We start from the raw sequence: 21381 nt of genomic DNA, 5'->3' as shown, positions 1-21381 counted from the left end.
TCAGCAGCGCATCACGCCGCAAGTGCGGCGCGCTGCGCGGCATCCGGGCAACGCCACCAACAATGTCGTTGGCGCCCCGCATCCCCCCACTGCTATAACAACTCCCGAACGCCGCGCGGCCTTCGCCGACGTGGCGATTGAGGGAGCGTTTGCGTGCCGGTGCGTGATGAGATCGGTCCGGGCAAGACCGCTCCGGGCAAGACCGCCTTCGTGTTCGCGGGCGGTGGCAGTTTTGGAGCCATCCAGGTCGGTATGCTGCATTCGCTGGCCGCGCACGGCGTGACCGCCGACATGGTGGTCGGCTGCAGCGTCGGGGCACTGAACGGCGCCTTCTATGCCGGCGATCCCACGCTTGAAGGCGTTGCGCGGCTCGGCGTCATCTGGCGCGCCTTGCAGCGGCACGATGTCTTTCCAATCACCTGGCGCGCCGTGCTGAGTTTTCTGTGGCGGCGCGATTTTCTGATTCCCCATGACGGCATCCGCAAGCTGATCGACGACCACATTCCCTATCGCAACCTCGAAGAGGCGAAGCTGCCGCTGCACATCGTCGCCACCGACATCATTTCGGGCGACAGCGTGGTGTTGTCAGAAGGCTCGACCGCCGAAGCAATCGTGGCGTCGACCGCGATTCCCGGCGCGTTCTCGCCGATCCGCTATCGCGATCATTTTCTCGCCGACGGTGCGATCTCCTCCAATACGCCGATCCAGGTAGCCGTGAAGAAGGGGGCGACACGGCTGATCATCCTGCCGACCGGGCATGCCTGCGCCAACCAGGCCCCACCAGTCGGGGCGGTCGCCAACGCGCTGCATGCATTGACGCTGCTGATTGCGCGGCAACTGGTCAATGAACTGGAAGCCCTCGGGCCGGACATCGAGTATTTTGTGGTCCCACCGCTATGCCCGCTCGTCGGCTCGCCTTACGACTTTTCGCGAACCGCCGATCATATCGACCGCGCCATTCTTTCGACGGACGCCTGGCTGACCCAGCACGGCCTGCAGCAAGGCAAGATTCCGCACGAGATGCGGCTACACAGCCACTGAGCGGCGGGGCGCCCGCTACGCTGCACTGCAAAAGGCCGACGATTATTTGCCCGGTGACGCCTGAAAATTTATTCAAGCCGCTGTCACGTTCCCTTATGCCGGCCCGTATATCCGGAGTAGCGCTTGCGTTGGCGGTTGGACTAAGCTGCTGCCGGCGACGCGACAATCCGCTGAGGGATTCCATGGATACGCTGCTGCTTCCGTTCTCGCCACGCTACATCGTGCTGACTACCTGCGCCGTCGTAACGGCCTTGCTGCTCGGCATCGGAACTTTCGATCACAATCCGAAGATATGGGAAATTCTGCTGGTTCCGATCGGGATTTTCGGCGCGCTCACGCTGCTCGGCATTCGCGATCTCCTGCAGAAGAATCACGCGGTCCTGCGCAACTATCCGATCTCGGCGCATATCCGCTTCCTGCTCGAGGAAATCCGCCCCGAGATGCGGCAGTACTTCTTCGAGAGCGAAAAGGACGGCATGCCGTTCTCCCGCGATACCCGCGCGCTGGTCTATCAGCGCGCCAAGATGCAGCTCGACAAGCGGCCGTTCGGCACCCAGGAAGACGTCTATCGCGAGGGTTACGAATGGATGCATCATTCAGTGGCGCCAAAGGCTAAAGGCAGCGCGGAATTCCGCGTCACGATCGGTGGCCCCGATTGCACCAAGCCGTATTCGGCATCGGTCTTCAATATCTCCGCGATGAGTTTTGGCGCGCTTAGTGCAAACTCCGTGCGTGCGCTGAACGCTGGTGCCAAGAAGGGCGGCTTTGCGCATGACACCGGCGAGGGCGGGGTCAGTCCCTATCACCGCGAGAATGGCGGCGACATCATCTGGGAAATCGGCTCCGGCTATTTCGGTTGCCGTAACCGTGACGGTTCGTTCAATCCGGAGGAATTCGCCCGCGTCGCGGCCGATGACCAGATCAAGATGGTCGAACTCAAGATCAGCCAGGGCGCCAAGCCCGGACATGGCGGCGTGTTGCCGGCGGCCAAGGTGTCGGAGGAGATTTCCAGGATCAGGGGCGTTGCGATGGGCGAGGATTGCATTTCCCCGGCCAATCATAGTGCGTTTTCGAACCCGCTTGAGATGATGGCATTCATCGGCGAGATGCGCCGGCTGTCCGGCGGCAAGCCGGCCGGATTCAAGATGTGCATCGGTCACCCCTGGGAATTCCTGGGGATCTGCAAGGCGATGCTAGAGACCGGCATCTATCCTGACTTCATCGTCGTCGACGGCAATGAGGGCGGCACCGGCGCGGCGCCGCTGGAGTTCATGGACCATCTCGGCATGCCGATGCGCGAGGGCGTAAGCTTCGTCCACAACGCGCTGATCGGCATCAACGCGCGCGACCGCATCAAGATCGGCGCCGCCGGCAAGATCGCGACCGCCTTCGACATGGCGCGCGCGATGGCGATCGGCGCCGACTGGTGCAATTCGGCCCGCGGATTCATGTTCGCGCTCGGTTGCATCCAGTCCCTGAGCTGCCACACCGATCGCTGCCCGACCGGCGTATCCACGCAGGATCCGATCCGCGCCCGGGCGCTGGTGGTGCCACTCAAGACCGACCGCGTCTACATGTACCATCATGCGACCCTGCACGCCCTCGCCGAGCTTCTCGCCGCCTCCGGCCTCGACCATCCGAAGCAGCTGCGGCCGATCCACTTCTCGAAGCGGACGTCGAGTACCGAGGTGATGTCGTTCGCGAAGCTTTATCCGTCGCTGCGTCCGGGCGAGTTGATCGAAGGCACCCAGGATCCGCGCTTCCGCGATGCCTGGGCGATGGCGCGCGCGGATTCGTTCCAGCCGGTGGGATAAAATCTTCGCCGGGTTCCCACGGTGTGTTGAGCCTTGCTGTGACGGCTTTCTGATACGGTTCCGCAGCGAATTGCAACGGGATCAATAAGTCAGCGACAATGCTCACCTTAGAACTCGGGATCGTCACGATCCTGATCGTCACCAATGGCCTGCTTTCGATGTCGGAACTGGCCGTCGTCTCGTCGCGGCCGGCGCGGCTGGCGGCCTTGGTGGAAAAGAACGTCAAGGGCTCGCGCCGTGCGCTCGCGCTGGCGTCCGATCCCGGAAAATTTCTCTCGACGGTCCAGATCGGCATCACGCTGATCGGCGTTCTGTCGGGCGCGTTTTCCGGCGCCACGCTCGGCGCGCGGTTGAGCGGCTTTCTGGTCGGGGCCGGATGGTCGCAAGGCCTCGCCCATACGATCGGCGTCGGCACGGTCGTAACCGTGATCACCTATGCCTCGCTCATCATCGGCGAACTGGTGCCCAAGCAGATTGCCCTACGCGACCCGGAATCGGTTGCGGTGCGGGTGGCGCCCTACATGATGCTGCTTGCGAAGATCTCGTTGCCGGCAGTCTGGCTTCTCGACCGGTCCGGCAAGGCGCTGTTGTGGCTGCTCGGCCACCGCGGACCGGCGGGCGGCAAGGTCAGCGAGGATGAAATCCATACGCTGGCCGTCGAAGCGGAGAACGCCGGCGTGCTCGAACCCGGCGAGAAGGAAATGATCGCGGGCGTCATGCGCCTTGGCGATCTTCCGGTCGGCGCCGTCATGACGCCGCGGCGCGAGGTCAGCATGATCAACCTGAGCGATAGCCTGGAGGCCATTCGATCGGTGCTGGCGGGCAGCAACCACTCCAGTCTTGTGGTGTTCGATCAGGCGGCCGACGCCGCGGTCGGCATCGTCAAGGCCAAGGACATGCTGGATTGCTTCCTGGCGGGGGACACGCCTGATATCGGCAAGCTGGTCCGCCCGGCACCCGTCATTCCGGAATTTCTCGATGCGCGGGACGTCGTCGCCATCCTGCGGGATTCCGCCGTCCATATGGGCCTTGTCCATGACGAGTATGGCGAGTTCCAGGGCGTGGTGACCAGCGCTGATATCCTGGAATCGATCGTCGGCGGCTTCCACACCGAGGAGGGACCGCCTGAAGCGGCCGCCGTCAAACGCGACGATGGCTCGTATTTGATCTCGGGTTGGATGTCCGCCGTCGAGTTTGCCTCGCTGCTCAGGTTCGAATTGCCTCCGTCGCGTCACTACCAGACCGTCGCAGGCTTTCTGCTCAGTCAGTTCGGGCGGATACCTGAGGTCGGTAACCACATCGAGGTCGAAGGCTGGCGTTTCGAGATCATCGATCTCGATGGCCGGCGCATCGACAAGGTGCTTGCCGCGAAGATCGGCGAGGCTCCGGCCAAGGAAGATGCGTAGCAACCGCGTAGTGATGTCATTCCTGCGTTCGCAGGGACCACGAAGTATCTCTAGAGCATGAGGAGATGAGGCTTGGTTGTTGCCACAACGGAGATGCGCTCCCTCTCCCGCTTGCGGGGGAGGGCTGGGGTGGGGGTGTCTCCACGGAGAGACTGCCCAAGAGGACAGAGCCCCCACCCGGCGCTTCGCGCCGACTTCCCCCGCAAGCGGGAGATGTTGAGTAAGTCCGTGGTCCAATCGATTTAACCTAATCCCATCGCGCTTTAGAACTCGCCGTGCAGCCTGCCCGAGAACACGTGAACCGGCCCACGGTCGGCGTTGAAGGCGGGATTGGTGACGAACTGGTAGTCCGCTGTCAGCGTGACCTGCTTGGTGAGCGCGTAGGCGTAGTAGGTCTCGAGAATCCGCTCCTTGCGGTAGTTGAGCTGACCGTCGCCGACCAGCGGGCCGAGCCCGCCGGCGGCGAGGAAGTCGCGATGATCGCGCGATATCGCGTTGATCGCGCCGGCGATGCCGATGGTGTCATCCGGCCGGCCCCATGCGGTGCCCTTGATCGAGGTGCCGAGCGACAGCGAAGCATCGATATCGGTGAACGACATGATCTCGGTCTTGCCGTTGTTCCAGCTCCAGCGGCCGAACAGGCCGATATCGTCCGTGACCGATTGCTCGACGTTGAAGACATAGCCGTATTTGGGGCGGCCAGTGCGCTTCAGCGCGATGTCCATGTTGAGCGAGGGATCGTTCAGCGTGTCGCGATAGCTGCCGGAATTGGCGCTGCTCACCCAGCCGATGGTGCGCAGCTTGCCCGGACGCGAGAAGATGGAGTAGCGCGTCTCCAGTTCGGCGACGTACTGGCCGCGGCGGAAGACCTGCGTGTCGAAATTGTTGGAGTTGGAGACCGCGCCGATCAGGAAATAGCCGGCGCGGAGCGCCCATTGCTTCTGATTGAGTTCGGCGGTGAAGCCATAGGTCAATCCGAGCTTGTCGGCGGCGTAGTCGAAGGCGCCGGGCGCCCAGATCGACCAGTTCATGAAGTCGCGCCGTGCATCCTTGGCGTAGGAATTGCCGTCGAAGACATCGCCGACCGAGAACTTGCCGGCCTGCAGCGTCAGGCGGTTGATGTCGGCCTTGCCGGCAAGCTGCTGCTGGCCGCTGGCAAGCTCCTCCTGCTCGCCGCCAAATCCGAAGGTCTGGCGCACATAGAGCCGCGAAGTGTTGTAGTGAGGGTAGGGGAAGTTCGACTTCTGCGCCTCGCCGCTGGGAAAACCGGCGATGCCGACGGTGTCGCTGAGGCCAAAGCCCTGCAGCAGTTCGGGGTTGTAGTAGACCTCGCCGCCGTCCCAGAGCCTGGCGTTCAGATAGAGGCTGTTGCTCCAGGTCGCCTGCGCCTGCCGCGCCGGCGTCAGGCTGTTGGTGCCGGTATAGGGGGCGCGGAACGCCGGATAGCCCTGGCCCAGATAGGTGGTCTGGCCGTGGATTTCCCAGCGATCGGATTCGGTATCGGTGATGTCGGTCTTCGGAGTCCAGCCCTTCGATCCCGGCAGGTCGATCTTGCGATTGAGCCCGATGCGCAGCGTATGAAAATCGAGAGTCGAGCTGTACTGCGTCCCTGATGGGAAGCGGACATCCGCCCGGTCGAATTGGGTGTAGAGGTATTCAAGCCTTGCGGTCCAATGCGGTGCGAAGGCGTATTCGAATCCCGCGCCGGCGGCCCAGCCCGGGCGGACGTTGATATGCTTCTCCTCGATGTCCAGTCCGGTCGGCGTATTGAGGAAGCGTTCGCCGGCAAAGGCGAAACCGGCTGTGGCGTAGGCCAGCCAATGCCCGCTGGCATAGCCGACGCGGCCGCGCACGGTGCCGAAATAATCCCAGCGTTCTTCGGCATCGGAGCGCGCTGTGGGGAATTTGGTGAGCACGTGGTTGGTGGGCAGATAGTTCGGGAAGGTAAGGTCGGTTTCGACGCCGAACAGCAGCCCTGAAGACAGACGATAATTATATCCGGCCTGTACCCCGCCGATTAGGCCACTCGCCACGCCGTTGCTTGCGGCGAATGCGGGGTCGGCGAACGTCGCATGCGAAGAGCCGCGGCTGTAGCCGGTGTGCGCGCCGATATAGAAGCCGCTCCAGTCGAACGCGGGGGGAAGGTAGGGCGCCTTCAGCGGCAGGTCGGCCGCAATGGCCGGGCTGCCGAGCGCCAATGCACCGAATGCGGCACCGGCCAGCGCATGTTTTGGATATCGGCGGTTGCAGTTCACAGGGCTGATATTCCCGGCGCGACGCCGGCCGTCGCTGCCCACCATCACCGCAGATTCGAATGCCTGCCGCCACCCAACAAATGAAGTCATCAACCCCGTCGTCCCTAATCGAATTCGCGCAGGCCGCCCGGCCAGGCCCGCAGGCCGGAGCGATCCGCCATTTACCGTTCGATCCTTATTGCAAGTAATTCGCAATAGCAAGAAGCAGCCGGGCTGCCAGGGCTGGATGGCACCATTACGTGACGGGGCTGCAACAGCCTCAGACAGGGCGGCCGCCGTTCGGACACATCGCTGACAGCTGTTCGGAGACATGGCTGACACGTCGCGCGCGCCCCGACGTTGCTGGCCTCACCAAAAAGGTGACCCGCCCGGGGGGACCTCCGGGCGGGTCGGGTTCAGCACGGGGTGGATGAGGCGCCCGTGCTGGACCCAGATCCACGAGAAGCGTTTTCAGGTCTGAAGTGGCTTGCTTGAAAGAAGACGCTTCTCAAACAGAGACCAGGTCAGCCGCAGAAATCAGTAAGCGCAGGTCCGGACGCGGCCGATGTAGTTGCCGAAAGCGTCGAACTGGCGAACCCAGCCACAGCGGCGATAGCCGTCGTAGTAGTAACCGTCATTGCTGGCGGCGATGGCGCTGCCGACGATGGCGGCACCGACGAGACCGGCACCAACACCCCAGCCCCAACCGATCGGCTTGGCTTGCGCCTGGGTAGCGGAAACAACCGTGCCGGTGACGGCAAGGGTAGCAAGAGCGAGAGCGGCGAACTTGGTCTTGAGGGACATTTCAATCTCCATCCTGTGTTGCGCGGCCGTTGTGGTCCGCATGCCAAGTTGGACGGAGCGCCCGCTAAAGCGGTTCGAAAAGACACCTGGAAATATGGTTTCGTCGATTATTTCTTAGTAATATCAGATAGATAGATTATTGCTGAGTTGTCCGATGAAACATTTCGACGTCGAATGTGTCGACATCCCCGAGCAATTCGCAGAACGCGCGGGCGCCGTGGTCGAGCAGTTGCTCGCCCTTCTCGGCCGAGGCTTTGGTGGCGTCTCCCACTGCGCCGCTTTCATGGAGATCCTGCGTCTGCCATGCAAACGGCACCGGCCGGTGCGCGGAGAGCCAGCGAAACTTCTGCTCCATCGCGATGCTCGTGGGGCGAAAATCGGCGATCGCTTCTTTGCGCACGCTGTGCGGATAGCGCGCCAGCATGATCGACGTCTCGACCGCGCCGCCATGAATGCCGTGACGCAATTCTTCCGCGGAGAACAATCCGTCCGGCGCGCCGAAGCGCGACCAACTCGTGGTGACGACGAGCAGCTTGTGGTGCGCCCGCAGGTCCTGCGCGACCAGCGACATCGCCGCGCTGTTGCCACCATGGCTCGTCACCATCACCAGCTTGCGGATGCCCCATCGCGCGACGTCCTCGCCGATCGCTTTCCATTCCTTCAAGGCAACATCGGTCGGAAGCGTCTGGGTGCCGGGATAGTCGATATGCTCGGTGGAGATGCCGACCGGCTGCAGCGGCAGAAAGGTGACGGGAAGTGCGGCAGGCAACAACTCGCGCACCCGCGCCAGATAGGCCTCGCCGATCAGGATGTCGGTTTCCAGCGGCAGATGCGGGCCGTGCTGCTCGGTGGCCGCCAGCGGCAGTACCGCGATCCAGCGCGCGGCATCGGCTTTGGCGATATTGGACCAGTTGATGTCGGTCCAGTTGCGGGGCGGAACGATTGAGGCCATCGAGCGAATCGTTTCTTTGGATGAATTTGCCGGGTAGTTTGCTAGATATTCCGGGGACGGGGCCAATCCTGGATCAGATCCCTGATAAATTCCGTTGGGACGTGGTCGACGTCCATAGAATCCCATCATGGGCCAGAACAAGAGACGGAGTCCAACCATGAACCCGGCCTTTTTTGCGCGAGCGTTAATCGCAGGTCTTCTGGTGTTGCCGGCGGGACTGATGCTCGCCCGCGCAGAAACCCTAGACAAGGTGTCGTTTGGAACCAACTGGGTGGCGGAGGCCGAGCATGGCGGCTTCTTCCAGGCGGTGGCCGATGGCACCTACAAGAAATACGGCCTCGACGTCACCATCGTTCCCGGTGGGCCCAACATCAACAACCGCATCCTCCTGACCGCCGGCAAGCTCGATTTCTTCATGACCGCGAACACGCTGCAATCGTTCGACGCGGTCACCAACAATGTACCGGTGGTCGCGGTCGCCGCCGTCTTCCAGAAGGATCCGCAGGTCTTCCTGACCCATCCGGAAACCAAGTTCACCAAGCTCGAAGATCTCAAGCCGCTCACGCTGTTCGTGTCCAAGGAAGGCGTGACGAGCTACTTCCAGTGGCTGAAGTCCGAATACGGGTTCAGCGAGAGCAAGGTCAAACCCTACACCTTCAATTCGCAGCCCTTCATCGTAGACAAGCAGAGCGCAATGCAGGGCTACGTCACCTCCGAGCCCTTTGCCGTCGAGAAGGCGGCCGGCTTCAAGCCCGGCGTGGTCCTGCTCGCCGACCACGGCTTCAACGCCTATTCGACGCTGATCGAAACCCGCCGCGAGATCGTCGACAAGAAGCCGGACCTTGTGCAGCGCTTCGTCGATGCCTCCGCGATCGGATGGTACAATTATCTCTACGGCGACAATTCGGCCGGCAACGCCGTGATCAAGAAGATGAACCCGGAAATGACCGACGAATTGCTGAGCTATTCCGTCGCCAAGATGAAGGAATACGGCATCGTCGATTCCGGCGACGCCTTGCGCGACGGCATCGGCGCGATGAGCGATGCGCGCGTCGCCAGCTTCTTCGACAAGATGGTGCGGGCGGGCGTGGTTCGGCGCGATATCGATTATCGCCAGGCCTACACGCTGCGCTTCGTCAACAAGGGCGTCGGCGTCGATCTGCGGCCGAAGAACTGACGTGAGATGGCCGAGCTGGCCCTGCCCGAGACCGATATCGACACTGCGGGTCTTGCGGTGCGCCTGCGCGCCGTGACCAAGACCTATGATAACGGCGTGACCGCGCTCGGGCCGCTCGATCTCGATGTGGCGAAGGGCGAGTTTCTTTCGCTGCTCGGGCCGTCCGGCTGCGGCAAATCGACCGCATTGCGGCTGATCGCGGGGCTCGCCGCGCCGAGTTCAGGCACGGTGGAAGTCTCCCATCGCGCCAGCAAGGCGGATGGGCGTCATCCCATAGGCTTTGTGTTTCAGGAGCCCACCTTGATGCCGTGGGCGAATGTGCACGATAACGTGCGCCTGCCGCTGAAGCTGGCGCATGTGGCGGCGGATGACGCCGACCGGCGCATCGACGAGGCGCTGGCCCAGGTTGGCCTTGCTGAATTCGCCGGTGCATACCCCAGAGAACTCTCCGGCGGCATGAAGATGCGGGTCTCGCTGGCGCGCGCGCTGGTCACCGATCCGGATATTCTGCTGCTGGATGAGCCGTTCGCGGCGCTCGACGAGATTACCCGCTTCCGGCTCAACAACGATCTGCTCGATCTCTGGCGCAAGCTGCACAAGACCATCATCTTCGTCACCCATTCGGTGTTCGAGTCCGTCTATCTGTCGCAGCGGGTGATCGTGATGACGGCGCGGCCGGGCCGCCTCGCACGCGAGTTTCGTATCGTCACATCAGAGCCGCGCGGCGAGGAATTTCGCACCTCGGCGGAGTACGCGGCCCACTGCCGTGAGGTCTCCGGCGCGCTCGCGCCGTCCTATTCCGGGCCGCGCGGCGCATGACGTCGTTGCAGAACATCGGCCGCATGCTGCTGCCCATCGCCGTGGCTGCGGCAGCGCTTGGGCTGTGGGAGCTCTTGGTGCGTGTCAACGACATCCAGCCCTATGTGCTGCCGAGCCCCTACGTGGTGCTGCAGACGCTCGTTGCCGACTGGAGCGTGTTGTCGGAATCGCTTGGCGTCACCCTGCTCACCACGCTGGAAGGTTTCATGGCGGCCGCCATCGGCGGCATCGCGCTGGCGCTGTTGTTCAATCAGTCGAAGTGGCTGGAATATTCGCTGTTTCCCTATGCGGTGATCCTGCAGGTCACGCCTGTCATCGCCATCGCGCCGCTGCTTTTGATCTATCTGCCGCAGCAGACCGCGGTCATCGTCTGCGCCTGGATCGTGGGCTTTTTTCCGGTTCTCGCCAACACCACGCTCGGGCTGAATTCGGTGGACCGCAATCTGGCGGGGCTGTTTCAGCTCTATGGCGCCTCAAGGCTGCAGACGCTGCGGTACCTGAAACTGCCGGCGGCGCTGCCCTATATTCTCGGCGGCCTTAGGATCGCCGGCGGCCTGTCGCTGATCGGCGCGGTGGTTGCCGAAATCGCCGCGGGCACGGCCGGCGCCGGCTCAGGCCTGGCGTTCCGGATCGCAGAATCCGGCTATCGCCTCAACATTCCCCGAATGTTCGCGGCGCTATTGTTGCTGTCAGTGGCCGGGATTGTCATCTATGGGCTGCTGGCGCTAGTTTCGCACCTCGTGCTACGCCGCTGGCACGAAAGCGCGCTTGGAAAGGAAAATTGATGGCCGCCGCTAATAATTCATCCGAGAAGATCGATCTCCTGATCTATGGGCCTGTCCGGCCGATCCTGGAAAACGGCTTTTCGGATCAATACGTCCTGCATATGGCGGAGAGCCGCGCCGACCTCGAGCGCTTGACGCCTGATACGGTCGCCAAGATCCGCGGCATGGCCGTGACCTATCACATGGTGCCGGCGGACGCGAAGGCGCTGTCGCAATTTCCGAAGCTGGAAATCGTCGCAAGCTTCGGCGTCGGTTACGATCACGTCGACTCGGCTTACGCGCGCGAGCACAATATCGTCGTCACCAACACGCCCGACGTTCTGACCGAGGAAGTCGCCGACGTCGCAATGGGGCTTCTGATTTCGACCCTGCGCGAATTCGTCAAGGCCGACCGCTACCTGCGCTCCGGCCTGTGGCAGGCGCAGAACTATCCCTTGAGCGCCGGCTCGCTGCGCGACCGCAAGGTCGGCATCGTCGGCATGGGCCGCATCGGCCAGGCGATCGGACGCCGGCTGGACGCCTCGCTCGTGCCGGTGGTCTACCACTCGCGCAACAAGTCTTCGGCCGTCTCCTACAAGCATTATCCCGACCTGATGGAAATGGCCAAGGACGTCGACACGCTGGTCGTGATCGTGCCCGGTGGCGCCTCCACCGCCAAGATGATCAATGCCGATGTGCTAAAAGCGCTGGGGCCGCGCGGTGTCCTGATCAACGTCGCGCGCGGCTCTGTTGTCGATGAGCCGGCGCTGGTCGCCGCCTTGAAATCCGGCACCATCCTCGCGGCCGGGCTCGACGTCTTCGCCAACGAGCCGAACGTGCCGGACGAGCTGAAGGCCATGCAAAATGTCGTGCTGTTGCCACATATCGGCTCGGCTTCCGTGGTAACGCGCAATGCCATGGACCAGCTTGTCGTCGACAATCTGAAGAACTGGTTTGCCGGCAAGGCGCCGCTGACGCCGGTGCCGGAAACCGCGGTGAAGGGACGCTGATGTCGCTTTCGCGTTCGGGTATCGCAGCGGCGGCGCTGACGGCGCTGCTCCTCTCTGCGTCGCCGCTGGCGGCGCAGGATGCTTCGAACCTGAAGAAGGACATGATCGGGCAGTGGGAGCTTGCCACCACCGAGCGTGGCAAGACCTGCGTCGTCACGCTGAAGGGCGATACGACGCAGCAAGGGTTCAAGCTCGAGCTTGAGCCGAACTGCCCGAAGGCGTTGCCGTTTACCAAGGACATCACGGCCTGGAACATCAAGGGACTCGACATCGTGCGGCTGCAGGATGCGGCCGGCCAGCCGGTGATCGATTTCACCGAAGTCGAAAGCGGCATCTTCGAGGGCCTGCGCACCGGGGAGGGCGTCTACATCCTGCAGAACCTCGCCGCCGCCCGCTCGCTTGCCAAGTCGATGGATCAGATGATCGGCGACTGGTCCATGGTGCGCGGCAACGGCCGGCCGATCTGCGGCCTGACGCTGACGAACACCGAGGCCTCGGGCGATAATTTTCAGGTGTTCCTGAAGCCGAAATGTGATCCGGCGGTCGCGACCTTCGCGCCGACGGAGTGGCGGCTGGAACGCGGGCAGATGATCCTGATGTCGAAGTCCGGCGAGAGCTGGCAATTCGAGCCCGACGACAATGCCCAGTGGCGGCGGGTGCCCGATACCGCCGATCCGCTGATCATGATGCGGGGACAGTAGCTGCAGTCGTCTATGGGCGCAAAGACGATGCCGGCCTCCGACGGCAAAGCGGAAAGTCATGCGTCGAGCACTCTCTGGAGCTTTCATGGCTAAGGCGAGTTATGTCGACCCGCGCAATGGAACAACCTATCCACTGGACGTCCCGCGCTGGTGCTCCGACGATCGAATGCCTCTGCTCGTCACGCCGAGTACGGGTATTTCGCGCGATGAAATAGACGCACGAACCCGTTCGCTCTGGCGTTACCGGGCGGCGTTGCCGGTTCATATCGATAAGCCGATCACGTTGGGCGAAGGCTTCACGCCGCTCGTCGAGCGGACCTGGGGCGATCTGCGTCCATACTTCAAGCTCGAATGGTTTAATCCGACCGGCAGCTTTAAGGACGGCGGTTCGGCTGTGATGCTGTCGTTCCTCCGGCAACTTGGCATTGATGCTGTGCTGGAAGACAGTTCTGGCAACGGCGGATCATCGATCGCGGGGCTCGGCGCGGCCGGAGCGATGCGCGTGACGATTTTCGCCCCTGCATCGACCTCGCCTGCGAAGATCGCTCAAGTGCGTGCCTATGGCGCGCAAGTGAAGCTGGTCGAGGGGCCGCGCGAAGCGTCGGAGGCCGAAGCGATCCGACAGTCGAACGAGACGTTCTATGCGAGCCACAACTGGCAGCCCTTTTTTCTCGAGGGCACGAAATCGTTTGCCTACGAGCTCTGGGAGGATTTTGGATTTCGCGCGCCCGATAACGTCATTATGCCGGCCGGCGCAGGTAGCAGCCTGCTTGGATGCGCGTTCGGGTTCCGAGAACTCAGGAAGGCTGGTCAGATAACCAGGCTCCCGCGTTTGTTTGTAGCGCAGCCGCTAAATTGTTCGCCGATTGATGCGAGCTTCCGCGCGGGCGTTGATACGCCGGTTCCGCGCAATGTTCACAAAACCATCGCCGAAGGAACGGCGATCAAGCATCCGATGCGCCTGCGCGAGATCATCGCCGCGCTGCGCGAAAGCGGCGGCGGCACCGTTGCGTTGACGGAAGACGAGATCGTCACCGCCCTACGTCGATTGGCCCGAGACGGATTGTTCGCAGAACCGACAAGCGCGAGCGGAGCTGCCGCTTTGGATAAACTAGCTGCCGCCGGAGCAATCAAGTCCAACGAAAATACAGTTGTTATCCTGACGGGCACTGGAGCCTCAAAGCCTCCTCGACCGTCGCTGATCTGGTGGGCTGACGCGCCCTAGCGCCCGATCACGCCTGCCACCTGGGACGCAACTTGTTCAGCGAGCATGCGATAGCCCTCCGGTGTCAGATGCTGGCCGTCGGCCTGATGCGGCAATCCGCGAAAACCGCTGTTTGGAATCATGATCACCGGGATGCCGCGGGCGCTTAACTGACTCTGAATTTCCGATGTCCGGTCGGGCGAGCCCTTGCGGCGGTCGTTGCCGCCGGGCTGGAGGATGACGGCGCTGGTGCCTTTCGGCACGGCCTGACCTAAACGCCGCAACATGCCTTCCGTGGTGTCGCCGTTGATGCCGGCGTTGACGACACGGACGTTGGCCCCTTTGGCCCGCAATATCGCCTCGAGCTGTGCGGGGTAGGCCTGGCCGCGCGAGACCCCCTTGCCATAGGTGTTGCTGGCGCCGAGCGCCACGATGGTGGCGGCGCCAGCTGGCGCGGTGGCGAAAATGCAGATGGCCGCCAGGAATGCCAGGAAACCCGGGAAGCCGGGCCGGAATGGGCGCGGTTTCATGCTTGCTCCCGTTGCATCAGTGCAGGAAACCTCCAGGGCCGATACCCCCCGGCGCAACCAGCTGGGCCGGCCGATCCGGAGAAAGCCGGATTAAATTAATTCAGGAGCCCTGTCGATCCGGCCCCCTCCCGTTCGTCGTCTCCCATAGCGAGACAGTTTCGCGGCGATTGCCGCCGCGGCTCGCCTCAACGGGAGTTTTTCGATGCGCTTCATGTCTATCGTTACCTCACCGCAGCCGGATAAAGGTCCGACCCCCGCCCTGATGGAAGCGATGGGGAAGCTCGCCGAGCGCGAGATAAAGGCCGGCCGTATGATCGATATGGGCGGGCTGATGCCGATTGCCATGGCCGGCGCGCGGGTCAGGATCACAGACGGCAAGCTCAGTGTAACCGACGGTCCGTTCGTCGAAAGCAAGGAGCTGATCGGCGGCTACGCGATCTTCGAATTCCGCGACATGGACGAGGCGCTGGCGGCGGCGAAGGAATTCATGCAGTTGCACCTCGAGCATATGCCGGGCTGGGAAGGCACCTGCGAGGTCCGCTTGATGGCGACGCCGGGCGTCGACGGCGCGTGCGAGGCCGCCATCCGCGCCCACGCCTGATGCGGACGTTCGTCAGAAGCAATCGGCGGCGATGACGGCCGCCGATGTCAATCGCACCATCCTGGCGGTCTGGCGCATCGAGCAGCCGCGCCTGCTCACCAGCCTGTCCAGGATGCTGCGCGACGTGCCGCTCGCCGAAGACCTGACGCAGGAAGCGCTGCTGGCGGCGCTCGAACATTGGCCGAATAGCGGCGTGCCGGAAAAGCCCGGCGCGTGGCTGATGGCGACTGCCAAGCGCCGCGCGCTCGATGACCTGCGCCGGCGCAGCATGCTCGCCCGCAAGCACGAGATGCTGATACGCGATTTCGAGCAGGAACAGCAGACGATGCCCGACCCGGACACCGCGCTCGACGACGATATCGGCGACGAACTGCTGCGGCTGATCTTCACCGCGTGCCATCCAAAATTGTCGCGCGAGGTTCGTGCGGCGCTGGCGTTGCGGATGATCTGCGGCCTGACCACGGAAGAGATCGCGCGCGCCTTCCTGCAGCCGGAGGCGACCATTGCCCAGCGCATCGTGCGGGCGAAGCGGACGCTGTCGGAGTCCGGGCTTGCCTATGAAACGCCGCGCGGCGCGGAACTCTCGGAACGGCTCGCCTCGGTGCTGGAGGTCGTCTACCTCATATTCAACGAAGGTTATACGGCCGCGCGCGGCGACGAATGGCTGCGGCCGCAGCTCTGTAACGATGCGCTGCGCATGGGGCGTGTGCTGACGCTGGTGGCGCCGCAGGAAGCCGAAGCGCACGGCCTACTCGCGCTGATGGAGCTGAATGCGTCGCGAGCGGCGGCGCGTACCGATGCTTCAGGCGATCCGATCCTGTTGATGGACCAGAACCGCGCCCGCTGGGACCGGCTTCAGATTCGCCGCGGGCTGGCGGCGCTGGCGCGCGCGCATGAGCTCGGCGGCGGGCGCGGCTTTTACGCGCTGCAGGCGGCGATCGTCGCATGCCACGCCCGAGCCGCCACGCCTGATGAGACGGAGTGGCCGCGCATCGCGGCGCTCTATGCTGAACTGTCAGCGCTGGTGCGTTCGCCGATTATCGAGCTCAACCGCGCTGTGGCGATCGGCATGGCCGAGGGACCAGCGGCGGCACTTGCGATTGTGGATGGGCTGGCCGGTGAGCCGGCGCTGAAAAACTATCATTTGTTAGGAAGCGTCCGCGGCGACCTGCTCTGCAGGCTCGGCCGGCATGCCGAAGCGCACGCGGCATTTGAGATCGCCGCGGCGCTTGCGAGCAACAGGCGCGAGCAGGAACTCTTGAAGCGTCGCAGCATCGAGGCGGCTGAACGCAGCAAGTCCCGCTGATTTCTGAATGAGCGGTTTCAATCGCGCACGTCAGGATTGCTGAAACCCCTTGAATGGCAGTGTTTTTGCGATTGGTAGTACTACGGATTTCGAAGCGGCCGTTCCAAATACAGTGATTAACTTTTGGCCAATAGCGTAACGCCGACTTTTACGAAATCAGCCTTCGCGCCGTTACGCATCATCCGCATGCATCTCAACGGCGCTATTTCGAGAACGTGGCATGTCACGATTGTTTCCTCACCGATCATTCCTCTGTACGGCGATTGTTGCTGCTGTCAGCCTTGGTGCAATCGGCTTTGCTGGCATCAGCTTCGGTGCAGTTGTCGTCGGCGAGACGCGCCGCATCGATCTCGCGCCGAAAGCGGCCACCGGCGTGGATGCGATGAAGGCGCTGTACAAGCGCCCGACGACGATTCCTTTCCCGAAGGAAAATCCCTACACGCCGGAAAAGGCCGCGCTCGGCAAAAAACTCTATTTCGATACGCGGCTCTCGATCTCCATGGCGCAGTCCTGCGCGAGCTGCCACAGCCCTGGCTTTGGCTGGGGCGATGGCCTTGCGGTCGGCATCGGCCACGGTATGGTGAAGCTCGGGCGGCATTCCCCTACCATCGTCAACGCCGCTTGGGGCGAAATCTTCATGTGGGACGGGCGGCTGGCGACGCTTGAGGAACAGGCGCTCGGTCCGATCCAGGCCGCCGGCGAGATGAACATGCCGCTTGAGCAATTGATGTCCCGGCTGACGTCGATCGCCGAATACAAGCCGCTATTCGCTGCGGCCTTTCCCGGTGAAGGCATGAACGTCAAGACGCTGGCCAAGGCCATTGCGACCTATGAGCGGACCGTGGTGTCCGAACGGGCGCCCTTCGATGCGTGGATCGAGGGCGATGAAAAGGCGATCTCGGAAGACGCCAAGCGCGGCTTCGCGGTCTTCAACGGCAAAGCCATGTGCTCCGCCTGCCACGAAGGCTGGAACTTCACCAATGACGGCTTTCAGGATATCGGGCTGCCGAGCGCGGATATCGGGCGCGGAGAGTTCGTGCCCGGCGTGATCAAGATGCAGCATGCGTTCAAGACGCCGGGGCTGCGCGAGATCGCACGCCGCAGCCCCTACATGCATGACGGCTCGGTCGCCACGCTGGAAGCGGTGATCGACCATTACAATCAGGGCGGCGTCGACCGGCCCAGCCGTTCCGATCTGATGAAGCCGCTCGGCCTCACCGCCCAGGAGAAATCCGATCTGGTCGCCTTCATGAAGACGCTCACCAGCAATCTCAGTCCGACCGCCGTGCCGGTCCTCCCTCGCTGATCTCATCCGCACCGACAAGGAAACCCCATGCGCACCACCATCCTGTTCTCTTTCGTGATTCTCTCCGGCCTGTCGGTCGGCGCGCTCGCCGCCAACCAGGTGATCCACCAGCAGGGCCGCGCGTTCTCTTCCGAGAACGTCAGCATCAAGAAGGGCGATGCACTGACCTTCGTGAATGACGACAGCATTCCGCACAACATCATGTCGGCGACCAAGGGCAGCGAGTTCAATCTCGGCTCGCAGGCGCCGGGGATGTCGACGGATGTGACCTTCAAGGAAGCGGGCAATGTCCAGGTGATCTGCGCGATCCACCCGCGAATGAAGATGACGGTGAACGTCACGGACTAATCGCGCGCCAGACGGCCCTGCCGGAGATTTGTGATGTCGATCCGCTACAAGATTTTCGGCGCCTTCAGCGTTGTCATCCTGCTTGCCTGCGGGCTCGCATTCTATGGCATCCGAGGCATCTCGACCTCGGGCGATCTGGTAGTTCGTCTCTATGACGGGCCGCTGATGGGAATCAGCCACGCCCGTTCGGCGCATGCGGCGATGAACGAGGCGCGTCTCATCATGCAGCGCAGCCTGACGGATGGGGCGACGAGCGAAGCCGTTGCCCGGTTCGAGAAGCTGGTCCGCAACATTTTCGAAGATCTCAATGTGGTGAGGGACAGGGTCGAGAGCGCGACCGTCAAGGCCGCTCGGGAGAAGGCCGAAGCCGGCGTTCGTGCCTGGTCCGGAGCCGGACTGAAGATTCTCAAGCCGGCGCCGGGCGGGTTGACGGAGATCCCAACGACTTTCTCGCTGTTGCGCCAGGGCGATGAGGCTATCACGGCGCTCGACGATCTCGTGGAATTGGTGGCGGCGTATGGCTTCGACTACCGGACCGAGGCCGAAGCGTCGGTCGCCGCGGCGCGCACCGCCATGCTGGGGATCGCGATCGGCACCGCACTCGTCGGATTCATTATCGCGATGGGCTTTGCCTATTCGCTAAGCAAGCCGATTTCCACGGCGGTGCGCGTTGCAGAACGCGTGGCCGCCGGCAATTTTGCCGACGATATCGCGATCCGGCGGCGTGACGAATTGGGCAGGCTTCTGAAGTCGCTGGCCGTCATGCAGGCGAGCCTGAAGGCCCGCGCCGATCAGGACCTCGCGCTGATGTCTTCGAAGGACGAGACCCATGCGCAGCAGGTCAGCCGGCGGCAGCGCATCGAGGCCGAGATAGAAGCCTTCCGCTCCACCTTTACCGCCGCTCTTGCCAACACTGATCGGATGACCGGCGAATTGAAGGATACCGCGCAAACCCTTTCCTCGATCGCGCACGCCGCCGGCAAGCAATCGGTCGAGACAGCGTCTACCGCAGGCCAGACCTCGGCCAACGTTCAGACCGTGGCGACCGCCGCGAGCCAGCTCGGCGATTCCGTGCAGGCGATCAAGAGCCAGGTCAACGATGCCACGGCGATCGTGCACCGCGCTTCCGGCATGGCCGGGACCGCCAATGAAACGATCCGGGCCCTTGCCAGCTCGACGCAGCATATCGACGAGGTCGTCGGCTTTATCCGCAACATCGCCGGCCAGACCAATCTGCTCGCGCTCAACGCCACGATCGAGGCCGCGCGCGCCGGCGAGGCCGGGCGCGGATTTGCCGTGGTCGCCTCTGAGGTCAAAGCGCTCGCCACCCAGACCGCCAAGGCGACCGAGGACATTTCCTCCCAGATCGCCGAGGTCCAATCCGCGACGAAGCAGGCGGTCGACAATGTCGGCGCCATTGCTTCGATCATGGATGAGATCGACCGCTTTACCGCGGCGATTGCCGACGCCGTCAGCCAGCAGAACGCCGCGGCGAACGAGATATCGAGAAGCATCGGCCACGCCGCCGCCGGGACGGAAAGCGTCGCGCGGAGCATTGCCGGAACGGCCACCGCGACCGAGAACACCAATCGCTCGGCTGACCTCGTGCTGGCCACCGCGCGCGACCTGTCGGGTCAGGCCGCCGATCTGCGCGCCTCGGTCGATCGTTTCCTCGCGAACGTGGCCGCGTAGCGCCTGGCGGCTGCGATGTTGGAACCCGGCTGACGATCGACGCGTTGGGCAACCTGCCTCCGCTTTGAAATGGAGCAGGTCCATGGCGAAAAAGACCGTGCTTGCGATCGGCATCGAACCCTCACTCGTCGACTTCAGCGCGTTCCCGGGGCTCACGGCCGAATTGGTGACAAGCTACATTGGCGCCCAGATAGAGCAGCTTCGCGCCATGGGATATGACGCCGACAGCTGCCTGATTGATCTCGGCGACACCGCCGAAGCCGTCGCTTCGCTGGCGCTAGGCGCCAAGCATTATGATTGCGTGGTGATCGGCGCCGGCCTGCGCGAGCCGAGGGAGCGGCTGGAACTGTTCGAGCGGATCGTCAATCTGGTTCATCTCGCCGCGCCGCAAACCCGCATCTGCTTCAACACCACGCCGGCCGACACCGTGCATGCCGTGCAGCGGTGGGTCATGCCGTGAGGGCGCCCGCGGTTAGTTCGGACGGAACGAGCCGAGCAGGCTATCGATGATCTTTTGACCGCGGACACGAAGCTTCTTCGGGTTCTCGGCCCCGGGCAGCAGCAGCGCCATCTCGCAGATCATCGCATCTACCATCCGGCTCAAGAGTTCGATGTCCTCGAAATCGAGCTCGCCCTGGCGCTTCAGCGCCGCCAGCGTCGCCGTGAGCAAGGCCATCGGGTAAGCCTCCTCGATCTCGCGATAGCGCGCATTGCCGAGCACTGCCGGCGCTTCCTGGATCACGATGCGCGCATAGGCCGGCTCGAGACAGACATCGAGATAGGCCTCGATGCCCTCGGTCAGGCGATCCCGCACCTTGCGCTGTGTCTTCGCGCGGGCCTCGATCTTGGCGGCGGCCTCGATCTGCAGGGCGACGACCACCGCGTCGAACAGCGCCTTCTTGTCCTCGAAGTGGTGATAGAAGGCGCCCCGCGTCACCCGCGCCGCGCGCGAGATCGTCTCGATCCCGGCCGCCTGATAGCCCTCTCCCGCAAAAGCTTCGCGGCCGGCCGCCAACAGCGCCTGCCGCGTGGCCTCCGTGTACTCCTCGCGGCGGGTTCGTTCGCGTCCGGTGTCCTGCATCGCTCCGACATACCACTTGACGCGATGAATACCATCAACATATAACATACATACGGTATGTAAAAATCATTCAATACGGATGCACGCGTGGGTTTTGGCCCTTCGCGAGGGAGGAGCCCATGAATAGCGACCGGATGTTCGAGCGCGTCCAGGCGCTGGCTGCTGCCAAGAGCCGGCAGGACGTGCCGGCGGCGTTGCAGGTCCTGCATCCGGACATGCTGCTGGAAAATCCGGCCTTCGGAACGCGCGCCCGCGGCCTTGCCGAGAACGAGAAGGTGCTGGGCCGGTTCTTTGCGGCGTTCCCGGACTACAACGTCGTTCTCGAAGGCCATGCCACCAATGACGAGACGCTGGTTTGCTGGGGGTACGTCCAGATGACCATGACCGGCGACCGCTTTGGCGTCGTCCCCAATGGCGCGCGGGCCGAACTGCCGGTCTTCATTCAGTTCGCCTTCAAGGACGATCTGATCGTCCATGAGCGCTTCCTCTTCGATCTGTCGGAGCTGTGCGCGCAGTCGGGCGTTTCGACCGATGCCGTCAGGAGCCGGATTTTCGGCGCCGCCACCGCCCGGCCCGTCGCCGCCGAATGAC

At 63.2% G+C, this 21381-nt stretch carries 20 protein-coding genes and 1 pseudogene; 16 read left to right on the top strand and 5 right to left on the bottom strand.

Annotation, left to right across the window (positions count from 1 at the left end; genetic code table 11):
* The first annotated feature begins 153 nt into the window (after window positions 1–153).
* The 3 genes from RX331_RS36590 to RX331_RS36580 all read left to right on the top strand — a co-directional run bounded on the left by RX331_RS36590 (window position 154) and on the right by RX331_RS36580 (window position 4261).
* Window positions 154–1041, top strand: coding sequence for a patatin-like phospholipase family protein (locus RX331_RS36590; RefSeq protein ID WP_317254410.1), 888 nt, complete (start codon window positions 154–156; stop codon window positions 1039–1041).
* A 182-nt stretch (window positions 1042–1223) separates the two neighbouring features.
* Window positions 1224–2855: an FMN-binding glutamate synthase family protein gene (locus RX331_RS36585; protein WP_317254409.1), complete on the top strand. Its 1632-nt coding sequence runs from the start codon at window positions 1224–1226 to the stop codon at window positions 2853–2855.
* Window positions 2856–2953: 98 nt separating this feature from the next.
* Window positions 2954–4261, top strand: a complete 1308-nt coding sequence (locus tag RX331_RS36580) for a hemolysin family protein (RefSeq protein WP_317254408.1) — start codon at window positions 2954–2956, stop codon at window positions 4259–4261.
* A gap of 263 nt (window positions 4262–4524) precedes the next feature.
* On the opposite strand, the gene RX331_RS36575 is transcribed toward RX331_RS36580, so the two are convergent.
* The 3 genes from RX331_RS36575 to RX331_RS36565 form a co-directional block, all read right to left on the bottom strand.
* Window positions 4525–6561, bottom strand: coding sequence for a carbohydrate porin (locus tag RX331_RS36575; protein WP_410708348.1), 2037 nt, complete (start codon window positions 6559–6561; stop codon window positions 4525–4527).
* Between the two features lie 471 nt (window positions 6562–7032).
* Complete coding sequence (locus RX331_RS36570; RefSeq protein ID WP_317254406.1) at window positions 7033–7299, bottom strand: hypothetical protein; 267 nt, start codon at window positions 7297–7299, stop codon at window positions 7033–7035.
* 136 nt (window positions 7300–7435) lie between these two features.
* Window positions 7436–8242, bottom strand: a complete 807-nt coding sequence (locus RX331_RS36565; RefSeq protein ID WP_317258333.1) for a creatininase family protein — start codon at window positions 8240–8242, stop codon at window positions 7436–7438.
* Between the two features lie 166 nt (window positions 8243–8408).
* Here RX331_RS36565 and RX331_RS36560 point away from each other — a divergent pair, with 166 nt between their 5' ends.
* From RX331_RS36560 to RX331_RS36535, 6 genes and pseudogenes are all read left to right on the top strand, one after another.
* Window positions 8409–9428: an ABC transporter substrate-binding protein gene (locus RX331_RS36560; RefSeq protein WP_317254405.1), complete on the top strand. Its 1020-nt coding sequence runs from the start codon at window positions 8409–8411 to the stop codon at window positions 9426–9428.
* A 6-nt stretch (window positions 9429–9434) separates the two neighbouring features.
* Window positions 9435–10247, top strand: coding sequence for an ABC transporter ATP-binding protein (locus RX331_RS36555; protein WP_317254404.1), 813 nt, complete (start codon window positions 9435–9437; stop codon window positions 10245–10247).
* Between the two features lie 23 nt (window positions 10248–10270).
* Window positions 10271–11032 (top strand): ABC transporter permease, encoded by a 762-nt coding sequence (locus RX331_RS36550; protein WP_317258332.1) that lies wholly within the window; start codon window positions 10271–10273, stop codon window positions 11030–11032.
* Entirely contained in the window at window positions 11032–12021 is a 990-nt protein-coding gene (locus tag RX331_RS36545) for a 2-hydroxyacid dehydrogenase (RefSeq protein ID WP_317254403.1), read from the top strand. The genes RX331_RS36550 and RX331_RS36545 overlap by 1 nt, the downstream gene beginning before the upstream one ends.
* Window positions 12021–12722, top strand: a complete 702-nt coding sequence (locus RX331_RS36540) for an AprI/Inh family metalloprotease inhibitor (RefSeq protein WP_317254402.1) — start codon at window positions 12021–12023, stop codon at window positions 12720–12722. The genes RX331_RS36545 and RX331_RS36540 overlap by 1 nt, the downstream gene beginning before the upstream one ends.
* 85 nt (window positions 12723–12807) lie before the next feature.
* A pseudogene (locus RX331_RS36535) lies at window positions 12808–13937 on the top strand (threonine synthase).
* 6 nt (window positions 13938–13943) lie between these two features.
* Here RX331_RS36535 and RX331_RS36530 read toward each other — a convergent pair.
* Window positions 13944–14456 carry a GDSL-type esterase/lipase family protein gene (locus tag RX331_RS36530; protein WP_317254401.1) on the bottom strand — a complete coding sequence of 171 codons (513 nt, stop codon included), beginning with the start codon at window positions 14454–14456 and terminating at the stop codon, window positions 13944–13946.
* A gap of 202 nt (window positions 14457–14658) precedes the next feature.
* Between RX331_RS36530 and RX331_RS36525 the strand changes: the two genes are divergently transcribed.
* From RX331_RS36525 to RX331_RS36500, 6 genes are all read left to right on the top strand, one after another.
* Window positions 14659–15057: a YciI family protein gene (locus RX331_RS36525; RefSeq protein WP_317254400.1), complete on the top strand. Its 399-nt coding sequence runs from the start codon at window positions 14659–14661 to the stop codon at window positions 15055–15057.
* Between the two features lie 31 nt (window positions 15058–15088).
* Window positions 15089–16363, top strand: coding sequence for an RNA polymerase sigma factor (locus RX331_RS36520; RefSeq protein ID WP_317254399.1), 1275 nt, complete (start codon window positions 15089–15091; stop codon window positions 16361–16363).
* Window positions 16364–16583: 220 nt separating this feature from the next.
* Window positions 16584–17669 carry a cytochrome-c peroxidase gene (locus RX331_RS36515; protein ID WP_317254398.1) on the top strand — a complete coding sequence of 362 codons (1086 nt, stop codon included), beginning with the start codon at window positions 16584–16586 and terminating at the stop codon, window positions 17667–17669.
* Between the two features lie 27 nt (window positions 17670–17696).
* Entirely contained in the window at window positions 17697–18017 is a 321-nt protein-coding gene (locus tag RX331_RS36510) for a plastocyanin/azurin family copper-binding protein (RefSeq protein WP_317254397.1), read from the top strand.
* Window positions 18018–18050: 33 nt separating this feature from the next.
* Window positions 18051–19709: a methyl-accepting chemotaxis protein gene (locus tag RX331_RS36505; protein WP_317254396.1), complete on the top strand. Its 1659-nt coding sequence runs from the start codon at window positions 18051–18053 to the stop codon at window positions 19707–19709.
* An 82-nt stretch (window positions 19710–19791) separates the two neighbouring features.
* Window positions 19792–20169, top strand: coding sequence for a hypothetical protein (locus RX331_RS36500; protein ID WP_317254395.1), 378 nt, complete (start codon window positions 19792–19794; stop codon window positions 20167–20169).
* A gap of 12 nt (window positions 20170–20181) precedes the next feature.
* Here RX331_RS36500 and RX331_RS36495 read toward each other — a convergent pair whose 3' ends face one another.
* The gene (locus RX331_RS36495; protein ID WP_317254394.1) at window positions 20182–20790 is read right to left on the bottom strand and encodes a helix-turn-helix domain-containing protein; all 609 of its coding nucleotides are present in this window, start codon (window positions 20788–20790) and stop codon (window positions 20182–20184) included.
* A gap of 119 nt (window positions 20791–20909) precedes the next feature.
* Between RX331_RS36495 and RX331_RS36490 the strand changes: the two genes are divergently transcribed.
* Window positions 20910–21380 (top strand): ester cyclase, encoded by a 471-nt coding sequence (locus RX331_RS36490; RefSeq protein WP_317254393.1) that lies wholly within the window; start codon window positions 20910–20912, stop codon window positions 21378–21380.
* Window position 21381: the final 1 nt, after the last annotated feature.

The sequence above is a fragment of the Bradyrhizobium sp. BWA-3-5 genome, assembly GCF_032917985.1.
In the GTDB taxonomy this organism is placed as follows: Bacteria; Pseudomonadota; Alphaproteobacteria; order Rhizobiales; family Xanthobacteraceae; genus Bradyrhizobium.
Note: the sequence above shows the minus strand (reverse complement) of the source record. Positions and strands in the feature narration are given on the sequence as shown.